General features: G+C 44.5%; 21 protein-coding genes. 4 read left to right on the top strand and 17 right to left on the bottom strand.

The window, feature by feature from the left end; all coding sequences use genetic code 11:
• Window positions 1-72 precede the first annotated feature (72 nt).
• From KO087_RS07845 to KO087_RS07825, 5 genes are all read right to left on the bottom strand, one after another.
• Window positions 73-1,716 carry a potassium/proton antiporter gene (locus tag KO087_RS07845; protein WP_285814624.1) on the bottom strand — a complete coding sequence of 548 codons (1,644 nt, stop codon included), beginning with the start codon at window positions 1,714-1,716 and terminating at the stop codon, window positions 73-75.
• Window positions 1,713-2,186, bottom strand: a complete 474-nt coding sequence (locus KO087_RS07840) for a methylated-DNA--[protein]-cysteine S-methyltransferase (protein ID WP_215508715.1) — start codon at window positions 2,184-2,186, stop codon at window positions 1,713-1,715. The genes KO087_RS07845 and KO087_RS07840 overlap by 4 nt, the downstream gene beginning before the upstream one ends.
• 118 nt (window positions 2,187-2,304) lie before the next feature.
• Window positions 2,305-4,452: a polyphosphate kinase 1 gene (ppk1, locus tag KO087_RS07835; protein ID WP_215508714.1), complete on the bottom strand. Its 2,148-nt coding sequence runs from the start codon at window positions 4,450-4,452 to the stop codon at window positions 2,305-2,307.
• A gap of 2 nt (window positions 4,453-4,454) precedes the next feature.
• Complete coding sequence (locus KO087_RS07830; RefSeq protein ID WP_215508713.1) at window positions 4,455-5,360, bottom strand: Ppx/GppA phosphatase family protein; 906 nt, start codon at window positions 5,358-5,360, stop codon at window positions 4,455-4,457.
• 47 nt (window positions 5,361-5,407) lie between these two features.
• Window positions 5,408-7,018: an ABC-F family ATP-binding cassette domain-containing protein gene (locus KO087_RS07825; RefSeq protein WP_215508712.1), complete on the bottom strand. Its 1,611-nt coding sequence runs from the start codon at window positions 7,016-7,018 to the stop codon at window positions 5,408-5,410.
• A gap of 171 nt (window positions 7,019-7,189) precedes the next feature.
• On the opposite strand from KO087_RS07825, the gene KO087_RS07820 reads away from it, so the two are divergent.
• The gene (locus KO087_RS07820; protein ID WP_215508711.1) at window positions 7,190-8,635 is read left to right on the top strand and encodes a nicotinate phosphoribosyltransferase; all 1,446 of its coding nucleotides are present in this window, start codon (window positions 7,190-7,192) and stop codon (window positions 8,633-8,635) included.
• Window positions 8,636-9,231: 596 nt separating this feature from the next.
• Here the strand turns inward: KO087_RS07820 and KO087_RS07815 are convergent.
• The 12 genes from KO087_RS07815 to KO087_RS07760 all read right to left on the bottom strand — a co-directional run bounded on the left by KO087_RS07815 (window position 9,232) and on the right by KO087_RS07760 (window position 19,589).
• Window positions 9,232-9,579 (bottom strand): arsenate reductase family protein, encoded by a 348-nt coding sequence (locus KO087_RS07815; RefSeq protein WP_215508710.1) that lies wholly within the window; start codon window positions 9,577-9,579, stop codon window positions 9,232-9,234.
• 17 nt (window positions 9,580-9,596) lie between these two features.
• Window positions 9,597-10,754: an MFS transporter gene (locus KO087_RS07810; RefSeq protein WP_251374981.1), complete on the bottom strand. Its 1,158-nt coding sequence runs from the start codon at window positions 10,752-10,754 to the stop codon at window positions 9,597-9,599.
• 127 nt (window positions 10,755-10,881) lie between these two features.
• The gene (locus KO087_RS07805) at window positions 10,882-11,010 is read right to left on the bottom strand and encodes an LDCC motif putative metal-binding protein (RefSeq protein WP_251374979.1); all 129 of its coding nucleotides are present in this window, start codon (window positions 11,008-11,010) and stop codon (window positions 10,882-10,884) included.
• Between the two features lie 111 nt (window positions 11,011-11,121).
• The gene (locus tag KO087_RS07800; protein WP_285814623.1) at window positions 11,122-12,384 is read right to left on the bottom strand and encodes a DUF2254 family protein; all 1,263 of its coding nucleotides are present in this window, start codon (window positions 12,382-12,384) and stop codon (window positions 11,122-11,124) included.
• 343 nt (window positions 12,385-12,727) lie between these two features.
• A complete protein-coding gene (locus tag KO087_RS07795) occupies window positions 12,728-13,873 on the bottom strand; it encodes an integrase DNA-binding domain-containing protein (protein WP_251374975.1) in 1,146 nt (381 codons plus the stop codon).
• A gap of 456 nt (window positions 13,874-14,329) precedes the next feature.
• Entirely contained in the window at window positions 14,330-14,530 is a 201-nt protein-coding gene (locus tag KO087_RS07790) for a cysteine-rich KTR domain-containing protein (protein ID WP_215508708.1), read from the bottom strand.
• A 9-nt stretch (window positions 14,531-14,539) separates the two neighbouring features.
• Complete coding sequence (locus tag KO087_RS07785; RefSeq protein ID WP_215508707.1) at window positions 14,540-15,901, bottom strand: MATE family efflux transporter; 1,362 nt, start codon at window positions 15,899-15,901, stop codon at window positions 14,540-14,542.
• A gap of 34 nt (window positions 15,902-15,935) precedes the next feature.
• Window positions 15,936-16,166, bottom strand: coding sequence for a hypothetical protein (locus KO087_RS07780; RefSeq protein ID WP_215508706.1), 231 nt, complete (start codon window positions 16,164-16,166; stop codon window positions 15,936-15,938).
• Window positions 16,167-16,246: 80 nt separating this feature from the next.
• Window positions 16,247-17,629 carry an ABC transporter ATP-binding protein gene (locus tag KO087_RS07775; RefSeq protein ID WP_215508705.1) on the bottom strand — a complete coding sequence of 461 codons (1,383 nt, stop codon included), beginning with the start codon at window positions 17,627-17,629 and terminating at the stop codon, window positions 16,247-16,249.
• A complete protein-coding gene (locus tag KO087_RS07770) occupies window positions 17,622-18,335 on the bottom strand; it encodes an energy-coupling factor transporter transmembrane component T (RefSeq protein WP_215508704.1) in 714 nt (237 codons plus the stop codon). The genes KO087_RS07775 and KO087_RS07770 overlap by 8 nt, the downstream gene beginning before the upstream one ends.
• The gene (locus KO087_RS07765; protein WP_009644439.1) at window positions 18,335-18,931 is read right to left on the bottom strand and encodes an MptD family putative ECF transporter S component; all 597 of its coding nucleotides are present in this window, start codon (window positions 18,929-18,931) and stop codon (window positions 18,335-18,337) included. The genes KO087_RS07770 and KO087_RS07765 overlap by 1 nt, the downstream gene beginning before the upstream one ends.
• A 52-nt stretch (window positions 18,932-18,983) precedes the next feature.
• Complete coding sequence (locus KO087_RS07760) at window positions 18,984-19,589, bottom strand: TetR/AcrR family transcriptional regulator (protein ID WP_215508703.1); 606 nt, start codon at window positions 19,587-19,589, stop codon at window positions 18,984-18,986.
• 438 nt (window positions 19,590-20,027) lie between these two features.
• Between KO087_RS07760 and KO087_RS07755 the strand changes: the two genes are divergently transcribed.
• The 3 genes from KO087_RS07755 (at window position 20,028) to KO087_RS07745 (ending at window position 21,563) form a co-directional block, all read left to right on the top strand.
• Window positions 20,028-20,198, top strand: coding sequence for a plasmid mobilization protein (locus KO087_RS07755; protein WP_432765680.1), 171 nt, complete (start codon window positions 20,028-20,030; stop codon window positions 20,196-20,198).
• Window positions 20,199-20,292: 94 nt separating this feature from the next.
• Window positions 20,293-20,493, top strand: coding sequence for a helix-turn-helix transcriptional regulator (locus KO087_RS07750; RefSeq protein ID WP_008522391.1), 201 nt, complete (start codon window positions 20,293-20,295; stop codon window positions 20,491-20,493).
• Between the two features lie 44 nt (window positions 20,494-20,537).
• Window positions 20,538-21,563, top strand: coding sequence for an AAA family ATPase (locus KO087_RS07745; RefSeq protein ID WP_215508702.1), 1,026 nt, complete (start codon window positions 20,538-20,540; stop codon window positions 21,561-21,563).
• Window positions 21,564-21,692: the final 129 nt, after the last annotated feature.

Below are 21,692 nucleotides of genomic sequence, written 5' to 3'. Positions count from 1 at the left end.
TCAATACCTATATAATTATAGGTGAGGTTGGTTTTTCTGTCAAGGGCTATTTACATTCTTTTTAGGATGCCCTTACTTCCCTTCACTTTCCTGAGAGGCATTTTCTCCCGCCTCCTTTTCTTCGTCGTAAAATTCATCTTCGTTGTCTGTAAAGATTACCGTGTCCCCGGCACAAAGCACGGTTTGGCCCGTGGGAACGAGAATGTTTTGATCCCGCTGCACGATAAGGATGAGCTCCGTCGGCTTAAAATGGATGTCCATAATGCGCTTGCCTTGCCAGGGGTGGTTCTTGCGAATGGTGAATTCTTCCAAATTGCCTCCCACTTCGTCGAAGTGGCTCTTGCCGCCGATGACCACCACATCGCCCTTTTCGAGAATCGTGTCGCCGCGGGGGACGATGGTCTTGCCGCCCCTTACCAGTTTCGCCACGATAAAGTCGAAGGTCAGGTTTAAATCCTTTACCGGCGTGCCGATTAAGGCCTCGTCGTAGACACGGGTTTCCAAAAAGCCCACGTCGCTTCGGTCTTGATAGTAGTTAAATGTTTTAAGCACCGTGTCGTTGGGATCCAGCATGTCCATTTTCTTCACCACCCAGGGCAGTAGGGAGCCCTGGATCAAGCTGGAGGCGATGCACACGGCAAAGACGATGTGAAAGAGATCCCCTTCCAGGGGCGCGCCGCTGTTAATGACCATGATGGCAAAGGCAATGGCCGCCGCGCCGCGAAGCCCCGCCCAGCAAAGCACCACTTTTTGCTTCACCGTGGATTCAAAAAAGCCCATAATGCCGAAGACGGCCACGGGGCGAGCTACAAAGAGCATAAAGAGGGTGACGACGATGCCCATGGGCAACCAGTGGATGAGGGCCGGCAGATGGGAAAGAAAGCCGATGAGAAAGAAGAGGCTGATCTGCATAATTTCCGTGAGGCCGTCGAAGAAAAAGACCAGCTCCCGCTTGCCCATGTATTCCTGATTGCCCACGATGATGCCGAAGAGGTACACGGCCAGGTAGCCGTTGCCGTCGAGGACGCCGGTAAGGGCGTAAGTACCCATGGCCATGGCGAAGACGTAGATGGTAAAGAGCCCTTCTTTTCTGAAATTCACGTGCTCCGTAATAAAGAAAAACACCCGCGTCATGAGAAAGCCGATGAGAAGGGCGAAGCCGATTTGCTTAGCAACCAACAGGGGAATGGAAAGATCCGAACCCAGAAGGATGCTCAAAAAGATCATGGTCATGGTGTAGGCCGTCGGGTCGTTGGAGCCGCTTTCCAGTTCCAAAAGGGGCGCCGAGCGGTACTTCAGATTCAGATTTTTACTCTGCAAGACGGAGGAGACGGAGGCGTAGTCGGTGGAACCGACCACGGAGCCAAAGAGCATGGATTCGATCATGGGAAATTTCAGCACGTAGTGGACGAAAAGCCCCGTTACCGCCGCCGTTATCACGACGCCCAAGGCGCTTAAAAAGACGGCGGGCTTTAAGACGGGCAAGCCCATTTCAAGTTTCGTGCCATAGCCCCCGTAAAACATAATGATAAACAAAGCGAAGGAGGCGTATTGCTCCATAAAGTCGTAATTATCGAAATGAAGCCCCGCGCGGCTCGCTCCGATCCCTAAGACGAAAAACAATAAGAGGGCGGGGATGCCGTATTTATGAGAAAAGCGAATGGCCATGAGGGCCAAAATAAATACCACGGAGACAAAAAGCAGGAGCTGATTCACGACACACCTCTTTCAAAGGCCAGTAAGGTGCGTTTTTTCTCGTCGCCGCCGGCGTAGTGGCCGACGGTGCCGTCTTCGTAGACGACGCGATGACAGGGAACGACGATCATGTGGGGATTTTTTGCCAGGGCGCGGCCCACGGCCCGGACGGCACCGGGAGATCCCACGGCCCGAGCGATTTCTCCGTAGCTGAGCACCTCGCCGAAGGGGATGTTTTTCGTCGCTTCGTAGACTTTCTCCGCAAAGGGCGAGGCCGCTTTTTCAAGGGGCAGATCGAAGGATCTTCCCTTTCCCGAAAAATAATCATGAAGGGCCGCGGCGGCCTTTTCGCACAAAACATTTGGATGGGAAGCACCCATATCCTCCACAAATGTCAGAGAGCGGATGGTGCGATCTGTGGCTTCGATTTTCATGACGCCCGCCGGCGTCTCGACGAAGGCATAATACATCGTCTCGTTATTCGCTTTCATCCTTCTCCCCCTTTCTGCCCCTATTATATCAAAGATTTTCCATAAGGTCGGCGATGGAAGTTTTCCTTTTGTCCCACAAAAAAATCGACAGGTCTCCCTGTCGATTCCCTTCATTTTTTTAGCCGAAGAGCTTTTTCTTCAGTCGGGCGAAAAATCCCGGCGCCTTTTTCTCTTCGCTTTTTATCACGACGCTGTCCTTCTCCTTCGACCCTGCGTCCTTTGCGAAGCGATCGGCTTCTTCGATTAAGTAGTTTTGCGCAATAAAGTTTTCCTTGTTTTCCACATGGGCGTAGCGCTTCGAAGGCAAAAGCTCCCTGCGCTTCACATCGTCTTTAAATAGAATGTCCATAAAGTCCAGAATCCGCTTTTTAATGTCCGGATCCAGGATGGGCGCCGCCACTTCCACGCGCTTTCTCAGATTCCGCGTCATGAAGTCCGCCGAGGAAATATACACCTCCGCCGCCTCGCCGCGACCGAATTGGTAGATGCGGTGGTGTTCCAAAAAGCGGCCCACCAGGGAATAGACGGAGAGGTTTTCCGTGCGCTCGGGAATTTTCGGCACGATGCAGCTGATTCCCCGAACCATCATCTCCACAGTGACCCCGGCATTGGAAGCTTCGGAGATCTTGTCGATCATTTCTCTGTCGGAGATGGAATTCATCTTCAACCGCACATAGCCCTCGCCGCCGGCCTTCACCTTGTCGATTTCTTTGTCAATGGCCGCCTCCACCCCTTCAGGCAAGGTTTTCGGGCTCACCCACAAATAATCGTAGCTTCCCTCTAATTCCCCGATGAGGAAATTGTCGAAGAGGCGATTCACGTCTCGGCCGATGCCCTGATGGGCGGTCATGAGGGCGAAATCCGTGTAGAGCTTCGCCGTCTTTTCGTTGTAATTGCCCGTGGCGATTTGCGCCATGTAGACGGGCTTGTTGTCCACGACGCGGGTGATTAAGAGCACTTTCGAGTGGCATTTAAATTTGTTGAAGCCGTAGATCACCCGACAGCCGGCATTTTCCAAATTCGCCGACCAGAGAATATTGTTTTCTTCGTCGAATCGGGCCCTGAGTTCCATGAGGACCAAGACATCTTTGCCGTTTTCCGCCGCCTTTATGAGTTTTTCCGCCACCATGGAATTTTTTGCGATGCGGTACAAGGTGATTTTTATGGAGACCACCGTGGGATCCTTGGCCGCCTCGTCCAAGAGGCGAATGATGGGATCCATGGATTCGTAGGGATAAGAAAGCAAAATGTCTCTGTCTTCGATCTGCGCCATCATGGGTTTCTTTTCGTCCACGTAGCGGCTGTTTTTCGGCTCGAAGGGCGGATCCACGCTCTCCGGCCCCATAGAGGGCGCCAGTTCCTCCACGACGCCGAAGAGATAGCCCAAGCGCACCGGGCTCGCCGTGACGAAGACCCGGCTTTCGTCGAGGGCGAGCTTGTTTAAAAGCTTATTCAGCACCTCTTTCGGCGGCATGCGGTCGAGCTCCACGCGCACGGGCATGAGGCGCTTTCTTTTTTTCAGCATCTTCTTCATATGGGAACGATAGTCTTCGGCGAATTCGTAATCCTCGTCGTCCCATTCGATGTCCGCGTTTCGCGTCACGCTCATCAGGTAGCTGTCTTCGACGCTATAGGATTCAAAGAGCATGGCCCCGTATTTTTCGATGACCTTTTCCAGGAGAATGTATTTATTTTTATCCAACCGAATGATTCGATTTAAATTAGGCGGCACCTGAATCACGCCGATGGAGCTCACGCTGTCGTCGCCTTTTTTCCGCAAGCGATAGACGATGACGATGCCTAAATTGGGAATGTGGGGAAAGGGATGGGTTAAGTCCACGATTTGGTAATTTAAATAGGGACTAATGGTGTTTTCGAAGTAAGGCAAGAGGATTTTTTCCTCGCGCTCCGTCATTTCTTCACTTTCGATGGCGTAATAGCCTCGGGCGCGGCACTGATCCCGAAGCTCTTCGTAGACGTAATCCTTTTTTTGGTACAACATCCGCACCTGCTCCATAATGGCGGCGAGCTGTTCGTCCTGATCCATGTCGGATTTATTGTCGATGACCCGCTTTTGAAGCATGGAAAGGTCCGTGAGGGAACCTACCCGCACCATAAAAAATTCGTCTAAATTGGAATCGAAGATGGACAGAAATTTCATCCGCTCCAAAAGGGGCACCTGCCCGTCCTGTGCTTCGTCCAAAACCCGCTCGTTAAAGCGCAGCCAGGATAGTTCGCGATTTTGAGTGAAAGAAATGTCGTGCATTATTAGCCTCCTATGATTCGGCTGATGACGTAGCCCTCCCGGATCCCCGTCTGGGCGACGGCGATTTTTTCCACGTGGAAATACTTGGCGATTCGGTAAAGAATCGAAAGACCGGGCAACAATGTATGGATACGGTCTGCTTTTACTTTTAATATAATTTCCATTTTTTCTTTGTCTTCAATGTCCAGCAAATGCTTCATCAGCGTCTTCAAATCGTCGGTGTTCATCTCGTCATTGTCCGGATGTTCGTCGAAAAGGGTATTGTACATTTTAAGCGTCGCCCGGGCACTGCCGCCGACGGCACAGAGAATCGGGTAGCGTCCCCTCTCCATGGCCTGGGCGTTTAATAAAAACTTCAGCCGCCGGTCCATGGCCTTGCGCTCGTCGTTGGTTAAAAACAAGCCCTCCACGTAGTCGCGAAACACGGAGAGAGACCCCATGTCCAAGGAGGCGGAATCCACCACCCGCCCCTCGCGAAAGAGGACGATCTCCGTGGAGCCGCCTCCGATGTCTGTGAGGACGCCGTCCTTGTGGCCGGAAATGGTGCCCGCGGCGCCGACGAAGGCCAGGTGGGCTTCCTCCTCGCCGCTTAATATTTCGATGTCCATGTTTAGGGCCTTTTTCACCCGACGAAGGACCTCGTCGGAATTGTTGATGTTTCGAATAGACGCCGTGGCGATGGCGTGGGTGTAGCGAATGTCTCCCAGCTGATCCAAAATAAAGGCGAAGTGGCCCAAAGTCTCGATGAGCGCGCGGATCCCCTCTTCTGTGAGGCATCCGTCTTTTCGGTAGCCGGCCAGGCCCACCGTTTGCTTTTCATTGAATAGATTTTGCGCCACGCCGTCTTCCACGCGGAAAACCGACAGGCGCACGGTATTTGAACCGATGTCGATGACGCCGTGCATCATGCACCCCCTTTTCATTGTAGCCATGAATTGTTTGTTTTTTGTAAAATTCAATTAAAGCCTGTGTTCGGATCGGCGATGTAGCGGGCGATGTAATCTTCGTAATTCATCTTGGCGTCTCTGAAGCTGCCATCTTCTTTGATCTCGATGATGCGATTGGCGATGGAGGAGATAAATTGATGGTCGTGGGAGGTGAAAAGCAAATTCCCCTTAAAGTCGATAAGCCCGTTGTTCACCGCTTCGATGCTTTCCAGATCCAGGTGATTGGTGGGTTGATCGAAGATCAATACATTGGCGGGATCGATCATCATTTTGGAAAACATCATCCGTACCCGCTCGCCCCCGGAAAGAACCTCGGCTTTTTTCAGGGCCTCGTCCCCGGAAAAGAGCATGCGGCCCAAGAGGGAGCGCATGACGATTTCCGACTGGTCTTCGCTGTAGTCTCTGAGCCAGTCGATTAAATTTTTGTCCACGCCGTCGAAAAAGGCATTGTTGTCTCTGGGGAAATAGCGCATGGTAATGGTTTGGCCCCATTTAAATTCGCCGCTGTAATCGGTGACATGTTCCGTCAAAATTTCAAAGAGGCGAGTAATGGCCACTTCGTTTCCGATAAAGGCCACCTTGTCGTCCTTGTCCAAGCGGAAGGAAAGGTCCTTAAAGAGGAGGCTGCCGTCCAGTTCCGCAGTGAGATTTTCCACGGTGAGAATTTCATTGCCCACTTCCCGAGACAAAGTAAAGCCGACAAAGGGATAACGCCGCGAAGAAGGGCGGATTTCCGTTAAATCGATTTTATCCAAGAGCTTTTTACGACTCGTGGCTTGACGGGATTTGGATTTGTTGGCGCTGAATCGTGCGATAAAGTTTTGCAGCTCCTTGATCTTTTCTTCCTTCTTCTTGTTCTGCTCCTTAATGAGCTTCGCCGCCAACTGACCGGATTCGTACCAGAAATCGTAGTTCCCCGTCACCATGTTGATCTTTCCGAAGTCGATGTCCACCATATGGGTGCAGACATTGTTCAGGAAATAGCGGTCGTGGCTCACGATAATGACGATGCCTTCAAACTCCGCCAAAAAATCCTCGAGCCACATCACTGCACGCACGTCCAGGCCGTTGGTGGGCTCGTCCAGCAAAAGAATCTCCGGATTGCCGAAGAGGGCCTGGGCCAAAAGCACCTTCACCTTTTCCGATTCCCGAAGCTCATACATCATCTGGCTGTGTTTTTCCAGCTCGATTCCCAGCCCCTGCAAGAGGCGAGAGGCATCGGATTCCGCTTCGTAGCCGTTCATTTCCGCAAAGCGAGCTTCCAGCTCCCCGGCGCGAATGCCGTCTTCGTCGGAGAAATCCGGCTTCATGTAAATGGCGTCCTTCTCCTTTTGAATGGCGTAAAGCTCTTCATTGCCCTGAATCACCGTGTCCATCACCGTGAAATCTTCATAGGCAAAGTGGTCTTGCTTTAACTTCGATAGCCGTTCATTCTTGTCCTTGGACACGTGGCCCGTGGAGGGCTCCTTTTCTCCGGAGAGAATTTTTAAAAACGTGGATTTCCCCGCGCCGTTGGCGCCGATGACGCCGTAGCAATTGCCCCGCTGAAAGAGCAAATTCACGTCGTCGAACAATTTCTTATCGGGAAAAATTACACTTACATCATTGACTTGTAACATCATTCACCTTCTCATTCTTCATTATAGTTGCACATATTGTACCACGAAACGGCGCCGCCTGAGGCTTCATGGATCCAATTCTCGGGATTGAAAATGTTTGCCACCTCCCGCAATACCTAATTGTGCTATAATGATAAAAAAGGTCTATTGAATGACAAGAAAGAGAGCACTATGAAATTTACAGATCAGAACAACTACACCCTTTTGGCGGATTTCTATGAATTCACCATGGGCAACGGTTACTTTGAAAACGGTATGCAAGACGAAATCGTGCACTTCGACATGTTTTTCCGCTCTGCGCCGGACGATGCCAGCTACGTTATTTTAAGCGGGCTGGAACAACTCATCGAATACTTGGAAAACTTAAGCTTCGACGACGAAGACATCGCCTTTTTACGTTCCAAAGGCATCTTCAGCGAGGAATTTTTAGATTACCTGGCCCATTTCGAATTTGCCTGCGACGTGCGAGCCATCCCCGAAGGCACCGTGGTCTTCCCCTCGGAACCCTTGGTCACCGTAAGAGGCCCGGCCATTCAGGCCCAATTGGTGGAAACCATGGTGCTTCTCACCATCAACCACCAAACCTTAATCACCACCAAGGCCAATCGCATCTGTAAGGCCGCCGGCGGACGATCCGTCACCGAATTCGGCTCCCGCCGCGCCCAAGGCTACAGCGGCGCCAATTTAGGGGCCCGTGCCGCCTACATCGGCGGATGCAACGGCAGCGCCAACACCTTGGCCGAACAACTCTACGGCGTCCCCGCATTGGGCACCATGGCCCACAGCTGGGTTCAAATGTTTGACGAAGAAATCGACGCCTTCCGCGCCTACGCCAAAGTCTATCCCGACAGCTGCTTCCTCTTAATCGACACCTACGACGTGCTGGATCAAGGCCTTCCCAACGCCATTCAAGTCTTTAAAGAACTCCGCGAAGCCGGCCACGAAGGCCGAGGCATTCGTATCGACTCCGGCGACATCGCCTATTTGAGCAAACAGTGCCGAAAAATTCTAGACGACGCAGGCTTTCCCGATGTCACCATTATGGCATCCAACTCCCTGGACGAATACGTCATCGAAGACCTGCTGAAGCAAGGCGCCCAAGTGGATTCCTTCGGCGTCGGCGAGCGACTGATTACATCCAAGAGCCACCCCGTCTTCGGTGGCGTGTACAAACTCGTGGCCACGGAAGATAACGGCGTCATCAAGCCTACCATTAAAATCTCCGAAAATGTGACAAAAATCACCACCCCCGGCGTCAAAGACATCTACCGCTTCTACGACAAAGATCAGGGCAAGGCAATCGCCGACGTCTTGACCGTAAAAGGCGAAGAAATCCCCGAAGACGGCTACGAAATCTTCCATCCCCTCTTTACCTGGAAGCGCAAGACACTGAGAAACTACGAAGTGCGCTCCCTTTTGGAAGACATTTACATCGGAGGCAAACTGGTTTACGAAAGCCCCTCCCTGGAGGCCATTCGCGAAAAAGTGCAACGCGAACTGAACAGCCTTTGGGACGAAGTCAAGCGACTCAACACCCCGCAGGAATACGTGGTGGATTTGAGTCCCGAGCTTTGGAAGATGAAGGATGAGCTTTTAAAGAAGCACAACTCCAATTAAAAAAGAAGGCACCGATGTGCCTTCTTTTTAATTGGGAAAAGCGCCGCTTTTCTATTTCTTTTTCTACTTCGCTTAAAATTAATTCTTCCAAAGCTTTCGGACTCCAAGTCAGCCGCCAGTCATATAAATGCGTAGCTAACTGAAAGACGTGTTGTTTTCTATTCCGCTTAAAATATCATTCCCGCACGATTTTGAAACCCGGGGAAGGGGCCAGGGCGTTGCGATTCGCCCTCTGCCCCTTCCCCGGGGCCCCATCCCCTTCGACCCACAAACGCCTTTTATATGTGCGAAGCCCTGACGGGCTTCGATTTGTATTGGGCCGCGTCGATGAAAGAAGATTTTGAGTCGGACGAAGTTTCTTTTTCGCTAATAAGAATTCTTCGCCCAATTCAATTTCTCTCGTTTGCGACACGGCCCAACAGGAATCGGAACCCGTTAGGGTTCCGCACTTTATGAAAGCGTTAGGGATAAAGGGTGGGGGTCCGGGGGAGGGATAAGGGCGAATCGCAACGCCCTTTTTCCCTCCCCCGGAAAGAATCGCGAAGATATAATTATAAAATGATAAAAAAGGTATGCGAGAAAAAGAAAAATGAAATTTATATCTTCTCTTCCCATTCTTTTTCTTTAAACCCGACGAGCACCCCATCATCATAAATAACAAGGGGTCTCTTCACCAACATCCCGTCGGAAGACAGTAGCGCATATTGTTCTTCTTCGCTCATATCTTTCAACTTATCTTTCAGCCCGAGCTCCCGATACTTCATGCCGCTGGTATTGAAGAATCGCTTCAGGGGCAGGCCGCTTTTTTCGTGCCAGGCTTTCAGTTCCTCCGCCGTGGGATTGTCTTCGACGATGTGGCGCTCGGTGTAATCGACGCCTTTCTCGTCCAGCCATTTTTTGGCTCGTTTGCAGGTGGTGCATTTAGGATAGTGGATAAATAACATGGTCGCTCCTTTCATCATTACTGTCGTTCAAATCGCTTGCTGTTCATTGCCGCCAAGGCGAGGCCCGCGAGCAACACGGCCATGGCGGCGAGTAGGATGGGTTTCGTGCCTTCTTTTTCCAATAATAGGCCGCCCGTCGTGGTGCCCACCATAATGGCGAAGTTAAATGCCATGGACTGCACGGCATTGGCCACGGCCACGCCTTCTGTGACCTGCCGAGCCGTCGCCGTTTGAAACATGCTGCTCATGGCGCCGAAGCCCAGGCCCCAGAGGACGAAGGCTGCGTGAAAGAGAATCACGGATCCGCCGAAGCAGAAGGCGGCCATGGTGGCTGCACCGGAGAGGTAAAGGGCCACGAACATGCCGTACAAATGGCGGTCGATAAAGAGCATGGAAAGAATCACCGCCAAAACGGATCCCGCGCCGAAGAAAAGTTGGGCCACGGCCACGCCGGGGTAATGCACGTCGGCCACCAAGTTTGTGACGTAGGTGTAGACGCCGTAATTGGCGCCCACGGCCAAAAAGGTGAGGGTAATCATTAAAAGGACGCCGCGGTTTTGAAGCATGGCGAGAGGCGAATTGCCCTTGCTCCGCGCCTCCCCTTCCACTTTCGGAAGCAACGCCCGCGACGCCGCCGCAATGGCCACAGGCGCCGCCGCCAAGACGACAAAGGACACGTGGTAGTTGAAGGTGGTGCCGATCCAGGTCATGAAAGGCAGCCCCAAGCTCATGCCCACGGTAATGCCCGACATGATAATGGCCACCGCCCGCCCCTGATCGCCCTCGTCGACCAAGGCCATGCCGTAAGCCGTGATCATGGGCCAAAGGGTACCGGCGCAAATGCCGCCTAAAAAGCGTCCCGCCATGGCCGCCTCATAACTCGGCGCCACGGCCACCAAGCCGTTGGCCACGGCAAAGCCCATTAAGAGAATCACCAAAAGGCGCCGCCGCTCAAAAGTCACCGTAAAGGCCACCAGGGGCAAACCGAAAATCGCCGAGGCGATGGCGTAAGACCCTACCAAACCCCCGGCCTTTGCCGTGCTCACGCCGAAAGCTTCGCTCATTTGCGGCAAGACCCCGGAAGGCACGAGCTCACAGAGAATGGCCAAAAGCGTCACCGTGGCCATGAGGAGCAGCAAAGGCGCGTTCTTTTTACTGTTTCTTGTATTTTCCAAAACGACCTCCAAAAATTATTGTCTGTCTTATTCTACCAAAAGATTCCCGAGGAGGTGGACTTTCCGGCGCGAAAATTCTGTTCCCGCCGAAAAAAACGCCATGAAAAAAAGCCCCGAAGGGCTCGTTTCAATGATTTTCCTTTTTATTCAGGGAGCAGCAATCCAAAGGCGCGTCCCCGAAGGACTTCTTGTTTTCGCCGGCCAATTTATCTAAGAACTGTTGCCATTTGTTCTTAATCGCTTCGGTAAATTTCATTGTTTCGCCTCCTCGACGAATCCGCTGTTTCGTTCGTTCATTTCATATATACCGATCGAATGCGGATTTCAATCACCTGCCTGCGATCCCTGTCACTTTTTTCGGCACAACCTAAGCCAAGTGCCGACCTTCTTTGATGCTCACCCGCTCTTCCATATTCTTGCGGATGCGCTCGAATCGCATCAGGTGCACCTCGTGGGTGAAATTCGCCATAAGCAGCTCGTAGGCGGAGTCGAAGAAATCTTTCACGCCGGGCTTTGCGCACGCTCCCGCCAACATGTAAATCATATAGAGCCCCTGCAAAATGGCCCGCGTGACCAATGGATCGCCGCCGGAATAGGTGATGATCTGGCTGAATACCAAATAGAGCTCATCTTCCACAGAATAGCTTTGGTAGATGATTTTCGTATCCCCGTCCTCTTCCAAAACGATAAATTGATTGGCCGTGGAGAGCAATTTCCCTAAGAGAGAAGAAATTTTATTCACACACATGACCGCCGTGTTCGGGTCCTTGGTTCCCGGACTCAGGGCCAAGACGGAAATCTCCGTGAGAATCACCAGGCCGTGATGGTAGTCGTCTTGAATATTTTTAAACATATTGATCACCAGGGCGCGAGCGATGGTATCGGTCAGTTCTTCAATTTCTTCTCCGCTGAGATTTTTCCCGCCGAAAAGCTTCAACACCCCCAGGGATTCCCCTTCCGTGATGTATTCCCCGATTCGTTTTTTAATGGTAAATTCCGCCTTGATCCCTTCCAGGGCCTTTAAAATCGTCTCGGACTGAACCTCGAAAAAATACCCCGTCGTCGTGGCCAACACGGGAAATTCCTTCGCGTCCTTGTCGTCTTCGTAGCGCTTCGCCTTTTCACGACGGGCCACCTCCCCATCGATGAGGGCGTCGCAATCGATGTACACCCCTTCGATAATGTTGGAAATCTTAATGTTCTCAAGCACCTGCTTGGCAAAGACGATAAAGCCGATCATGGCCACAATGGCGTAGGCGATGGCAAAGCTCCCCGCCATGACATCGTCGTCGGCCCCTACATTATGGAGCATGAGAATGCTGATAACCGAATAGAAAAAGCCACTGATGAAAATACCGAAAAGCCCCAAGACATCGGTGCGGTCGATAAACGTCTGAAGCATACGAGGCGACACGCTGCTGCTGTATTTATTCAGCACCGTAACGATCGTCGTAAAAGAAAATATACTGATCGTCAAAAACACACCGGAAATATTCGATAGAAAATCCATGGTTACGTCCACGGACAAAAGCAATTGATCCGGCACACGGGCCTTTAGCTCGGGGTATCCATGGTCGAAAACCCACGTCAAAAGGAGGAGTACCATCGTCAATGCCACATATTTCAACATCTTAAACAAGTTTTTTTCGTTAATAAACCATAATTTGATTTTCGCTCCCATGGACTGTCCTTTCTCAACATCATCGACCTACATACTCAATAGTTTAACATGTTTTATCGAGGGACGGGGATACTCCGTAAAATAAAAGCTTTTTTGTAAACGAAAAAGGCCAGAAAAAGAAAAATTAGTTTTCACTCCTTCACCGTCCGCACCTTCGTATTGTATGACCTTGAATTTTCTAATATACTGAAACATTACATAAAATAATGAAGTATTTTGTTTTATGACAAAAGAAAGGAAGGGAGAAGATGGCAACCAATCAAGCCGGCGGAGAACGAGGCATGTTTTGTCGCTATTGCGGAAAGAAGAATGACGCGGATTCGCTGTTTTGCAGTACTCTCTGCAAGGCTTCAAGCACGCGGTCACTCATCGGAATTTTACGAATGCCGTTGTCCGTTTTCGGAATTTCAATGCGGTACGATTTTTTACCGGAGTATTGAAGTTGATGATCCACATTGATTGTACGATTCTCAAAATCAATATCTCTGACCGTCAGTCCGCACAACTCGGAGATACGAAGCCCTGTTCCAAGCAGAATGATAGGCTCATCATAATACTTGTAATAGACCTTATCGCTTTTCACAAAGGAAAGCAGGCTTTCTTCCTGCGTGGGCGAAAGAGGAATTTTCGGCTCGGTGTCATCCTCAATGACTGTATTGATATGAAAGTCAAAGGGATTTTTCTTGATACAGTCATCCTGAATGGCAGAATAAAAGGCTGTCTTTAGAGAACGCTTATGGTTGCCGATGGTTTTGAAAGAATAGCCTTTTTCTTTCATTCGCAAAGCCCATTCCTTTGCATCAGACATTTTTACATTCTCGATGCTGTAGGCTCCAATCGTATCTTCCTCAATTATTCTCATGAGATGCTGCCTACCTTGCTTTGTACCGTGCCTTACATTTGCATGATTTCGTATGTGCTTTTCGTAAAGCTGGCACACGGTCATTTTCTTTCCTACAGGGGCAATCCCGTCATCAAGGTCTTTTTGTATCTCCTTGACTTTTTCACGCAGGGATTTATCCTCACACTTGCCCTTAGGGGTCTTATCCGTAGGAACTAATTTCCATGCGTACACAAACTGCGGTTTTCCAAAGGTATCTGTATATTTGTAAGCATATCTCATATCAAAGAAGTAGTAGTGCAGGACAGCTCTTCTTTTTTCTTCCGGCAAGCTGTGGATCGCGTCAGCGATGAGCTTTGCACTCAATTCTTTTCCGCCTGCGAAAAAGGTTTGTTCTTCTTTATCTTCTGCAAAGAAATCTTCACAGGTATAAAGCTGGTTTTCCTCTTTCGGTGTCAGGTCGGAAAAGTTAATTTCGTGTGCCTGCCGCTCCTTAAGCTCCTTATGGGCATTGATACTTTCGTTTTTCAATGTCCGCTTGCAGAAGCCGTTAAATGCGCAGCGTATCTGCCATTCGGTTCTTTCAGGTTCATTCATGGTATTCACCTCCTTTCGCAGCCGCGAAAGCGGGTAGAATTTTCCCTTTCGTAAACCCTCAACAACGAAGAGCTAAAAACTGCCAAAGAAAAGCGAATATTTTTTGAAAAAATTTTTTGCAGGCACAAAAAATCTCGACTGCGCAGGGCAGCCGGGATCGGACATGAAAAAATAAGGTTATGGATATGATTTAACAGGTCATCCGTAAAAGCACGAAAACCCGGAAATAGAATATATCCCTTTTAACAAGATTTTAAGATAATAAAAAATGAACACGGCGATACCTCCTTTAGAGCCGCCGTGTTTCATAACCTATGATTGATTTTAAGCTTCCGCTTCTTTATTCAAGCAGGATAAAAACGACGGTCATATATAACTTGTGTATTGAGACTTTTGCATAAGTAGGTTTCTCCTTAAAATAAAAAGAGCTGGTAATTACAGTTTTATAACTGTGAATCACCGGCTCTGTGTCTTTGCATCTGGCTCTTTGATGACTGATACATTAAATTGTTTGACGTTGATTAAAGTTTCCTGTTTACATTTCGGACAGAACAGTGGGAAGTTCTTTAGCTCCGTATCTTTTCTGATTTTCACTCGTGTTTTGTTTTTGCAAACGGGGCATAGTAACCATTGTCGTTCGTTGTTTATATAATTCATCTCATAAAACTACCTGTTATTTTGTGTCGAACCTGATTTTTCCATGTTTTTTAGTTCAGTTATTGTCATTACAACGCCTATTGCAATCATGATGAAATCTACAAGGGGCTGCGTAAACCAAACTGCTTTAATTCCAAATATCATTGGTAATAAAATCATTGCAGGAGCAAACAGGAATAGCTGCCTGAACATAACAATAACTCCCGCTTTCTTCCCGTTTCCGATAGATTGAAAAAAGGTAATGCTCATGACCATTACTCCGTACAAAATAAATACAGAATAGAACAGTCTGAAATTTCCAACTCCTTTTACAATAATATTTGCTTCTATGCCAAACATGGAAAGTATCTGACTTGAGAATAGCAATGATGGAATCCAAAAAATTGCTGCAAGCAAAACTCCTCCGATAGAAAATACTTTCATAGCTTGCCTTACTCTGTCAAATTGCCTTGCTCCGAAGTTTGTTCCTACAACAGGCTGTAATCCTTGGCTCATTCCCCAAAGCGGAATGAACGAAAAGGCATATACACGAAGTGCAACAGACATTAAAATTCCGTTCGGATCTCCACCATACTTGAAAGCCATTTTGTAAAGTATAGTATGCTGAATCATAAACAGAAGCTGCATCATCATAGCTGATGAACCTATTCCGAACATTTCCTTTTTAATTTCTGCATCAGGCTGTATCTTATGAATTTTTACAACCTTGCTCTTTCTCAAGAAATAATTAAGTGTTACAGCAGCTTGAACAAACTGCGCTGTAATAGTTGCAAGTGCAGCCCCTTCAATAGCATATTCACCCATAACGATCATTAAAATAGGATCAAGAATAATATTGAGTAATGCACCAAGCCCCATAATCATCATGGCTTTTTTCATCAGACCTTCGCCACGCATAACCATGTTTGCAGACTGTGTAAAGTTCACAAAGAGAGAGCCGATAAAAATCACTCTTAGGTATCTGATGCCATAAGCTTTGATTTCGCCTGTCGCACCTACCATATCTAAAAAATACGGTGCAAGTAGTATTCCTCCAACCGTTATTATTCCCGAAAACAAGATCACCCAAAATATTAGGTTGCCCATGATTTTATCTACGGTTTTCAGATCGCCTTTCCCTAAAGCACGAGAAAGAACAGATGCCGATCCTATTCCTACTAAAGTAGCAACACCATTATTAAATATTGTCAATGTCATGGCAACACCACAGGCAGTCATTGCTATCTGTCCTATAATTTTCCCTGCAAATATTCCATCCATTAAAGGATATAGACCAATCACTATCATTCCAATGACCGCAGGAATAGATAACTGAAAGAGTAAATCTATTGGTCTTTTTGTTAGTAATTGCGTTTTTATATCCTGTTCCATAAATTATTATCCTTATCTTGTTTTTTGAACCACATTAGTATTCATCCTCACTTGTTAATTGGGGATACTGTACTAAAGTTCTATATCTTGTGGAATTTTTTAATAAATACTTATGCTCTCCGGCACTTTCTATTTTGTCATTTTCAACAACCACAATTTTATTTGTATTTTCAATGGATTTAACCACTAAAAGCTCATTCAAAAACTTCCATAAATAAAGATATGGAATCACTGAAAGAATAGTTGTTATCGCCAATAAAATCATCGAAGCATAGGAATACCCTCTTTTTTCAGGTGCATACTTATATAGCCTTCTTAAAATATCCCAAATTTATACATCTCCATTTATTTCTCTAAATTCAATACACGATTGCAAATTAGATTAGCAAATTCATTATCATGCGTAGCAATAAAAATAACTTTTTCTTTGGAATAACGCTTTAATAATTCTGCAGTCTTAAGCATATTTCTATAATCAAGTCCACTTGTCGGTTCATCTAAAATTAAAATTTCTTTATTACATATTAACCCTACAGCTATAGCCAATCTCTGTTTTTGACCTCCAGATAAGGTATTCGGATGGTTGCTTTTGTATTTATATAAGTCAAAATCAGTTAGGATTTCATCAATAAGATCATCGTTTGAATTTTTTATTCCTAATTTGCATTCAGAAAATACACTTTCAGCAAATAATTGATAATTCACATCCTGCATAACCATATAGGTTTTTTGCTTTCTCTTTTTAACATTTATCTTTTTAGAATCAAATAGAATGTCTCCCTCGTAATCGTTATGCAAACCACAAAGAGTTCTTAAAAAAGTGGTTTTGCCAATACCATTAGAACCTAACACCGCAACAATATCTCCTTTTTTTGCAAAAAAGTTAAGATTGCTTATAATACACTTATCTTTTCTATGTATAGAAAGATTTTCAACTTGTAAATATGCTTGTTCTGCAGTACTCATATCTTCTTTTATATCAAGTCCTGTTTCACTTCTGGATCTTAACCCCATCGCTTTAATTTCTTGTTCGGGTAAATTCAAAAAATCTTTTTTTGAATAACTCTTTTGAATTTGTCCATTTTCCATATATATGATTTTGTCAACCAAATCCATCAAATAGTAAATTCGATGTTCGGAAATAATAACTGTTTTACCGCTATTTTTCAAAACAGATAAGTGCCTTTTTAACACCTCTATCGTCGGTATATCCAAATTGGAAGATGGTTCATCCAACAAATAAATGTCCGGATTCATCGCATAAACTGATGCAAAAGCAATTTTTTGTTTTTCTCCTCCGGATAAATGAAAAATATTTCTATTCTGCAATTTTCTTATATCTAATGTCTGGCAAGTTTCAGTTAATCTTTTTTCTAAAATATCTCTTTCTATACCTTGATTTTCTAAACCAAACACTATTTCGCTATTTGTGTCCACATTAAAAAACTGAGTTCTTGGATTTTGAAAAACACTACCAACTATTTCTGAAATTTCAAACATTTGATAGTTCGATAATAAATCATTATTTATTTTTGCATTACCTTCTATCTGCCCTTCATAATAGTCTGGAATTAGCTTATTTATTACTCTTGTAATAGATGTTTTCCCTGAACCTGAAGCTCCACAAACGAGGATAAATTCTCCTTTTTTTATTTTTAAATCTATATTACTCAAGCTGTTGCTTGGGGTACTCTTATAGTTAAAGCTAATTCCTGTTAATTCAATCATAAAAAATACTCCTATAAATTATAAAGGCAGTAATTACAACACCGATTATTAAAGCAATAACATCCTGAATATCAAAACGAATTTCAATAATGGATGTTCTCTTTTTAGGAGATTCTATCCCTCTTGTTATAGATGCAATAGTTAATTCATCCGCTGCCTTTGAAGCCATGATTATCATGGGTGAATAAATACATTCTATCGTCAAAGCCGGATTTTTTATAAATCCAAAAAAAGATGGTGTAATACCTCTTAAACACATTGAATCTTTTATATACATCCAATCTTCTCGTACAGTAGGTATATATCGAAGCATTACTGCCAGAGGGATAGTTATTTTTTTAGAAATTCTCGCATAACTCATGGCAGATAAAAACTCTCCTACTTTTGTAGTACTTAGTATAAGCGTAGAAAGCATACACACTGGATAAACCTTGTGAACCAAACCTAAAAATGGCATTAGCAAACTCCTGACAGTGTTACTCCCATACTTAACAGTTAAAACGCTAACAATAAACACTACTAAATATATGAGTATGCCTCCACAAGCAAATTTGATTTTTTTGTTAATAACGCTAAAAAGTGCAATTATAGACACAAAAATCAATTCATATTCTATCGAAGGCAATAGGCTAGAGATAACTATGCACAAAAATAGTAAAACTATTTTTGTGCATGGGTTAAAGTGTAAATTTGATTTTTTCTTCATTACACTATCCCGGCCTTCTCAAATTGCTTTTTCAAAAGTTTCATGCCAATCCAAGCACTAAGCAAAGCAACCAAGAAAGTCCCGATTACGATTACATAAATCATCCAATTAGCAGCTGCAGCATTCATGGATTCAATATATGAAATATCTGTACCTTTTTTAATCATTGCGTTTGACCAAGATTCTGGATTGATGAAGTATACTAAAAATGTACCAATGTCACCAAGTGCAAATATTCCAAAAGATAGCATATTCATTGTTTTGTTTTTATAGTTCTTGCTTCCTGCTATAATTTCAGCAATTATTCCGGCTATCAAAGTTCCTACTCCCATAGCCCAATGCATACCAGTAGCAAATCTTAAAATACACATGATAACTGCCAAAATAGTAATAGTTCCTCTTTTAGGCGACTTTGCAATTAAAAACATAAATATAATTCCTGATAAAAATGCACTTCCAATTGGTTGATAGAATGTTAATATAGGATTCATGGCAAAAGGCATTCCTCCAACCATATTAAGCACAAAATATAATGCAGAAAATACACCAATCATTATTAAATCCTTGACCTGTAATTTGTTTTCTTTCTTATCCATTTTTCCCTCCTAATTTAATTCTTTTACTTTATTATTGCCTCTGTGCTGATTCTTACTTTATTTTCCCTTCATCGTAGTAGTCAAAATAAAGCATCATCACTTTAATTAAAAAGTCTCTATTTTTCCGGAAATTATTTCTTGCCTCAAGAATCTCGCAACCTAAAATAATTGCATTCATAAAATAAAGTATAAAATCTGTAGTATTCCATCTAAAATCACCCAGTTTTACACCATTTATATCTCCGCCATAAGCCGAATGGAGTGTTTCTTCTTTCAATATGGAATACAATTCTTTTAATTCATCATTGTCTTTTATAGCTTGTAGATACATTACATATATACTCATTAACTCATTTTCATCAAGCATCCTGTCGACAAGCATTTCTGCGATAGCTTCTTTACCAAGCTCACTAGAATAATCCGCCATAAAACTATTCATTTTAGCCATACGATAAGCCATGCCTTCTCTCATTAAATCATGTAATATCTCTACCTTGCTTCTGTAACGATAATATACACCTCCTCTACTCATCCCTATCTCTGTAATGACATCTTCCATAGTTGTACTTTGAAAGCCTTTCGTTAAAAAAATTTTCTTTGCGACTTCCCGAATTTCTTTCTTTCTGATTTGTCCAACTTTTTGTTTCTCTTCTTTCAAAATAAAGACCCCGTTTCATTTCTACCAATTCCGACATCGTGTTGGTTTTTATTATAACACCATGTACAGTTAGAGTCAACTAACAAATATTATTGCTAATATATATATTATTTATTGCAAAGAAACCAGAAGAATCAAACGCATAGTGTGTCAAAAACCAATTGAAAAGGTTATATGAAATAAACGTTGCAGTTATAAAAAATTGTAGCGTTTTTTCTTTCTGTGCTTTGGCAAAAGGCAAATTACCGTTGTTATAGAGATTAAGGGATAAGAAGAATAGCAAGCATAGGAAAGGGGTACCCTTTCCGTAAAAAATCTCTATTTTCCGCAGTTTCGGCGATAGAGATTTTGCTTGTACCCTCGCAGGCTAAAGTCTGCTGGGGTAGACTCTTGGGAAGTGTCCCAAACCCTCTATAAAAGCAGAAAGGAAATTCACCTATGAATAACAGAAAAAGAAATGTGCAGATTAAATTTCGTGTTACGGAAGAAGAACGCACTTTGATAGAAGAAAAGATGAAACAGGTGCCTACAAGCAACATGGAAGCGTACCTTCGGAAAATGGCAATAGACGGATATATTATTCAGATCGATCACAGCGATATAGAATAAGATTATTTAAGAGACTTCTTGGAAAAAATATGGCATATGCTATAATAAAATAAAAAAATAATGGCATATGCTATATTAAGAAAGAGGTATGATAATGACATTTTCAGAGTTTGTTATTTTTGTGCGAAAGAACCTTGATTTAAGCCAAGAGCAGCTTGCTAGTGCAATAAATGTAAGTTATTCGACTATTAACCGCTGGGAGAACTGTCATGTTACACCAAGCAATCTAGCAGTGAAAAGTTTTTTTGATTTTTGTGAGAATAATTTCATCGATATTCCGGATGGGTTATTATAGAATCGCTTGCCATTTATCGTTGAAAATTTAGGAGGTAAAAAATTATGGCAAGAGCAGATTTGATATGTGAGTTAATAAAATATGGTTTAATAAATGACTATACAAACTTTAGGAAAGCTACTGAGGCGTTATGCGCCGAAGAACGTTCAAAGCAGCATACAGTACTTGCAGCAAAAATTGATGAATTATTAAAAAAATCAAAAAAAGATACCGCGAAAGATAAATTGTTTTCACCAACGACTATCCGTGGTGGGACAAATGAACAAAATCTTTTCTTGGAAAAGATTCCTAAAAAAAGACTAGATCATTTGATTCTTCCAAATCATATTAAATTAACCTGTCAAGATTTAATAACAGAACAAAACCGTTCCGATTTACTGCAGTCATACGGCATAGAACCACGAAATAAAATTCTTTTAATTGGTCCTCCCGGAAACGGAAAAACTTCATTGGCAGAAGCAATATCCGAAGCATTGATGATACCACTTCTTACAGTTAGGTATGAAAATATTATAGGTTCCTATCTCGGTGAAACCGCATCTCGATTATCAAGACTATTTGATTATGTGAAAACCAGAGAGTGTGTTTTGTTTTTTGACGAGTTTGAAACACTAGGGAAAGAACGTGGGGACACGCATGAAACTGGTGAAATTAAACGTGTAGTAAGCTCTTTATTGATGCAAATTGATGCACTTCCAAGTTATGTCATTGTTATTGCTGCTACAAATCATGATACTTTACTTGATAAAGCAGCATGGCGTAGGTTTCAAGTCCGGCTAGAAATACCAAAACCAACCCGAAATAATTTGGAGGAATACTATCTTTTTTTTGAAAAAGAAAAAGATTTTAAGTTCGGTTTGCAGCCCAGCACACTTGCGAAAAAAACATTAGGCATAAGCTATGCAGAAGCGGAGGAATTTGCATTATCAGTTTATAGACAGTATATTTTAAGTCTGCCGAATGATAATGTGAAGGAAATTACCGAGAAGGCCATTCGTAGTTGGCAGTCTCAGGTAATTATTGCAAATAAAAATAAAGGAGGATTGGAAATATGCCAGACAGACCTTTAATATTATTTGGCTCTATAATATCCGTTGGGGAGTAACTCCTTAATGGATATTTTTATGCAAAAAGATAGCACTTGTTTTCCCAATCACCTAAAATTAAATCACCACAAATTAATAAAGGGGGCAAACAAG

It is taken from the genome of Peptoniphilus rachelemmaiella (genome assembly GCF_943169845.1).
GTDB lineage: Bacteria > Bacillota > Clostridia > Tissierellales > Peptoniphilaceae > Aedoeadaptatus > Aedoeadaptatus rachelemmaiella.
This window is presented reverse-complemented; position numbering and strand designations above follow the sequence as displayed.

Coding starts and splice junctions, on each gene's coding strand:
- KO087_RS07775 (WP_215508705.1), bottom strand. CDS start 17,629: ATGATTGAATTAACAGGAATTAGCTTTAACTATAAGAGTACCCCAAGC.
- KO087_RS07830 (WP_215508713.1), bottom strand. CDS start 5,360: ATGATGCACGGCGTCATCGACATCGGTTCAAATACCGTGCGCCTGTCG.
- KO087_RS07750 (WP_008522391.1), top strand. CDS start 20,293: ATGACATTTTCAGAGTTTGTTATTTTTGTGCGAAAGAACCTTGATTTA.
- KO087_RS07770 (WP_215508704.1), bottom strand. CDS start 18,335: ATGAAGAAAAAATCAAATTTACACTTTAACCCATGCACAAAAATAGTT.
- KO087_RS07815 (WP_215508710.1), bottom strand. CDS start 9,579: ATGTTATTTATCCACTATCCTAAATGCACCACCTGCAAACGAGCCAAA.
- KO087_RS07840 (WP_215508715.1), bottom strand. CDS start 2,186: ATGAAAGCGAATAACGAGACGATGTATTATGCCTTCGTCGAGACGCCG.
- KO087_RS07785 (WP_215508707.1), bottom strand. CDS start 15,901: ATGGAACAGGATATAAAAACGCAATTACTAACAAAAAGACCAATAGAT.
- KO087_RS07820 (WP_215508711.1), top strand. CDS start 7,190: ATGAAATTTACAGATCAGAACAACTACACCCTTTTGGCGGATTTCTAT.
- KO087_RS07745 (WP_215508702.1), top strand. CDS start 20,538: ATGGCAAGAGCAGATTTGATATGTGAGTTAATAAAATATGGTTTAATA.
- KO087_RS07800 (WP_285814623.1), bottom strand. CDS start 12,384: ATGTTGAAATATGTGGCATTGACGATGGTACTCCTCCTTTTGACGTGG.
- KO087_RS07755 (WP_432765680.1), top strand. CDS start 20,028: ATGAATAACAGAAAAAGAAATGTGCAGATTAAATTTCGTGTTACGGAA.
- KO087_RS07765 (WP_009644439.1), bottom strand. CDS start 18,931: ATGGATAAGAAAGAAAACAAATTACAGGTCAAGGATTTAATAATGATT.
- KO087_RS07795 (WP_251374975.1), bottom strand. CDS start 13,873: ATGAATGAACCTGAAAGAACCGAATGGCAGATACGCTGCGCATTTAAC.
- KO087_RS07825 (WP_215508712.1), bottom strand. CDS start 7,018: ATGTTACAAGTCAATGATGTAAGTGTAATTTTTCCCGATAAGAAATTG.
- KO087_RS07780 (WP_215508706.1), bottom strand. CDS start 16,166: ATGATTTTATTGGCGATAACAACTATTCTTTCAGTGATTCCATATCTT.
- KO087_RS07790 (WP_215508708.1), bottom strand. CDS start 14,530: ATGAATTATATAAACAACGAACGACAATGGTTACTATGCCCCGTTTGC.
- ppk1 (WP_215508714.1), bottom strand. CDS start 4,452: ATGCACGACATTTCTTTCACTCAAAATCGCGAACTATCCTGGCTGCGC.
- KO087_RS07805 (WP_251374979.1), bottom strand. CDS start 11,010: ATGAAATTTACCGAAGCGATTAAGAACAAATGGCAACAGTTCTTAGAT.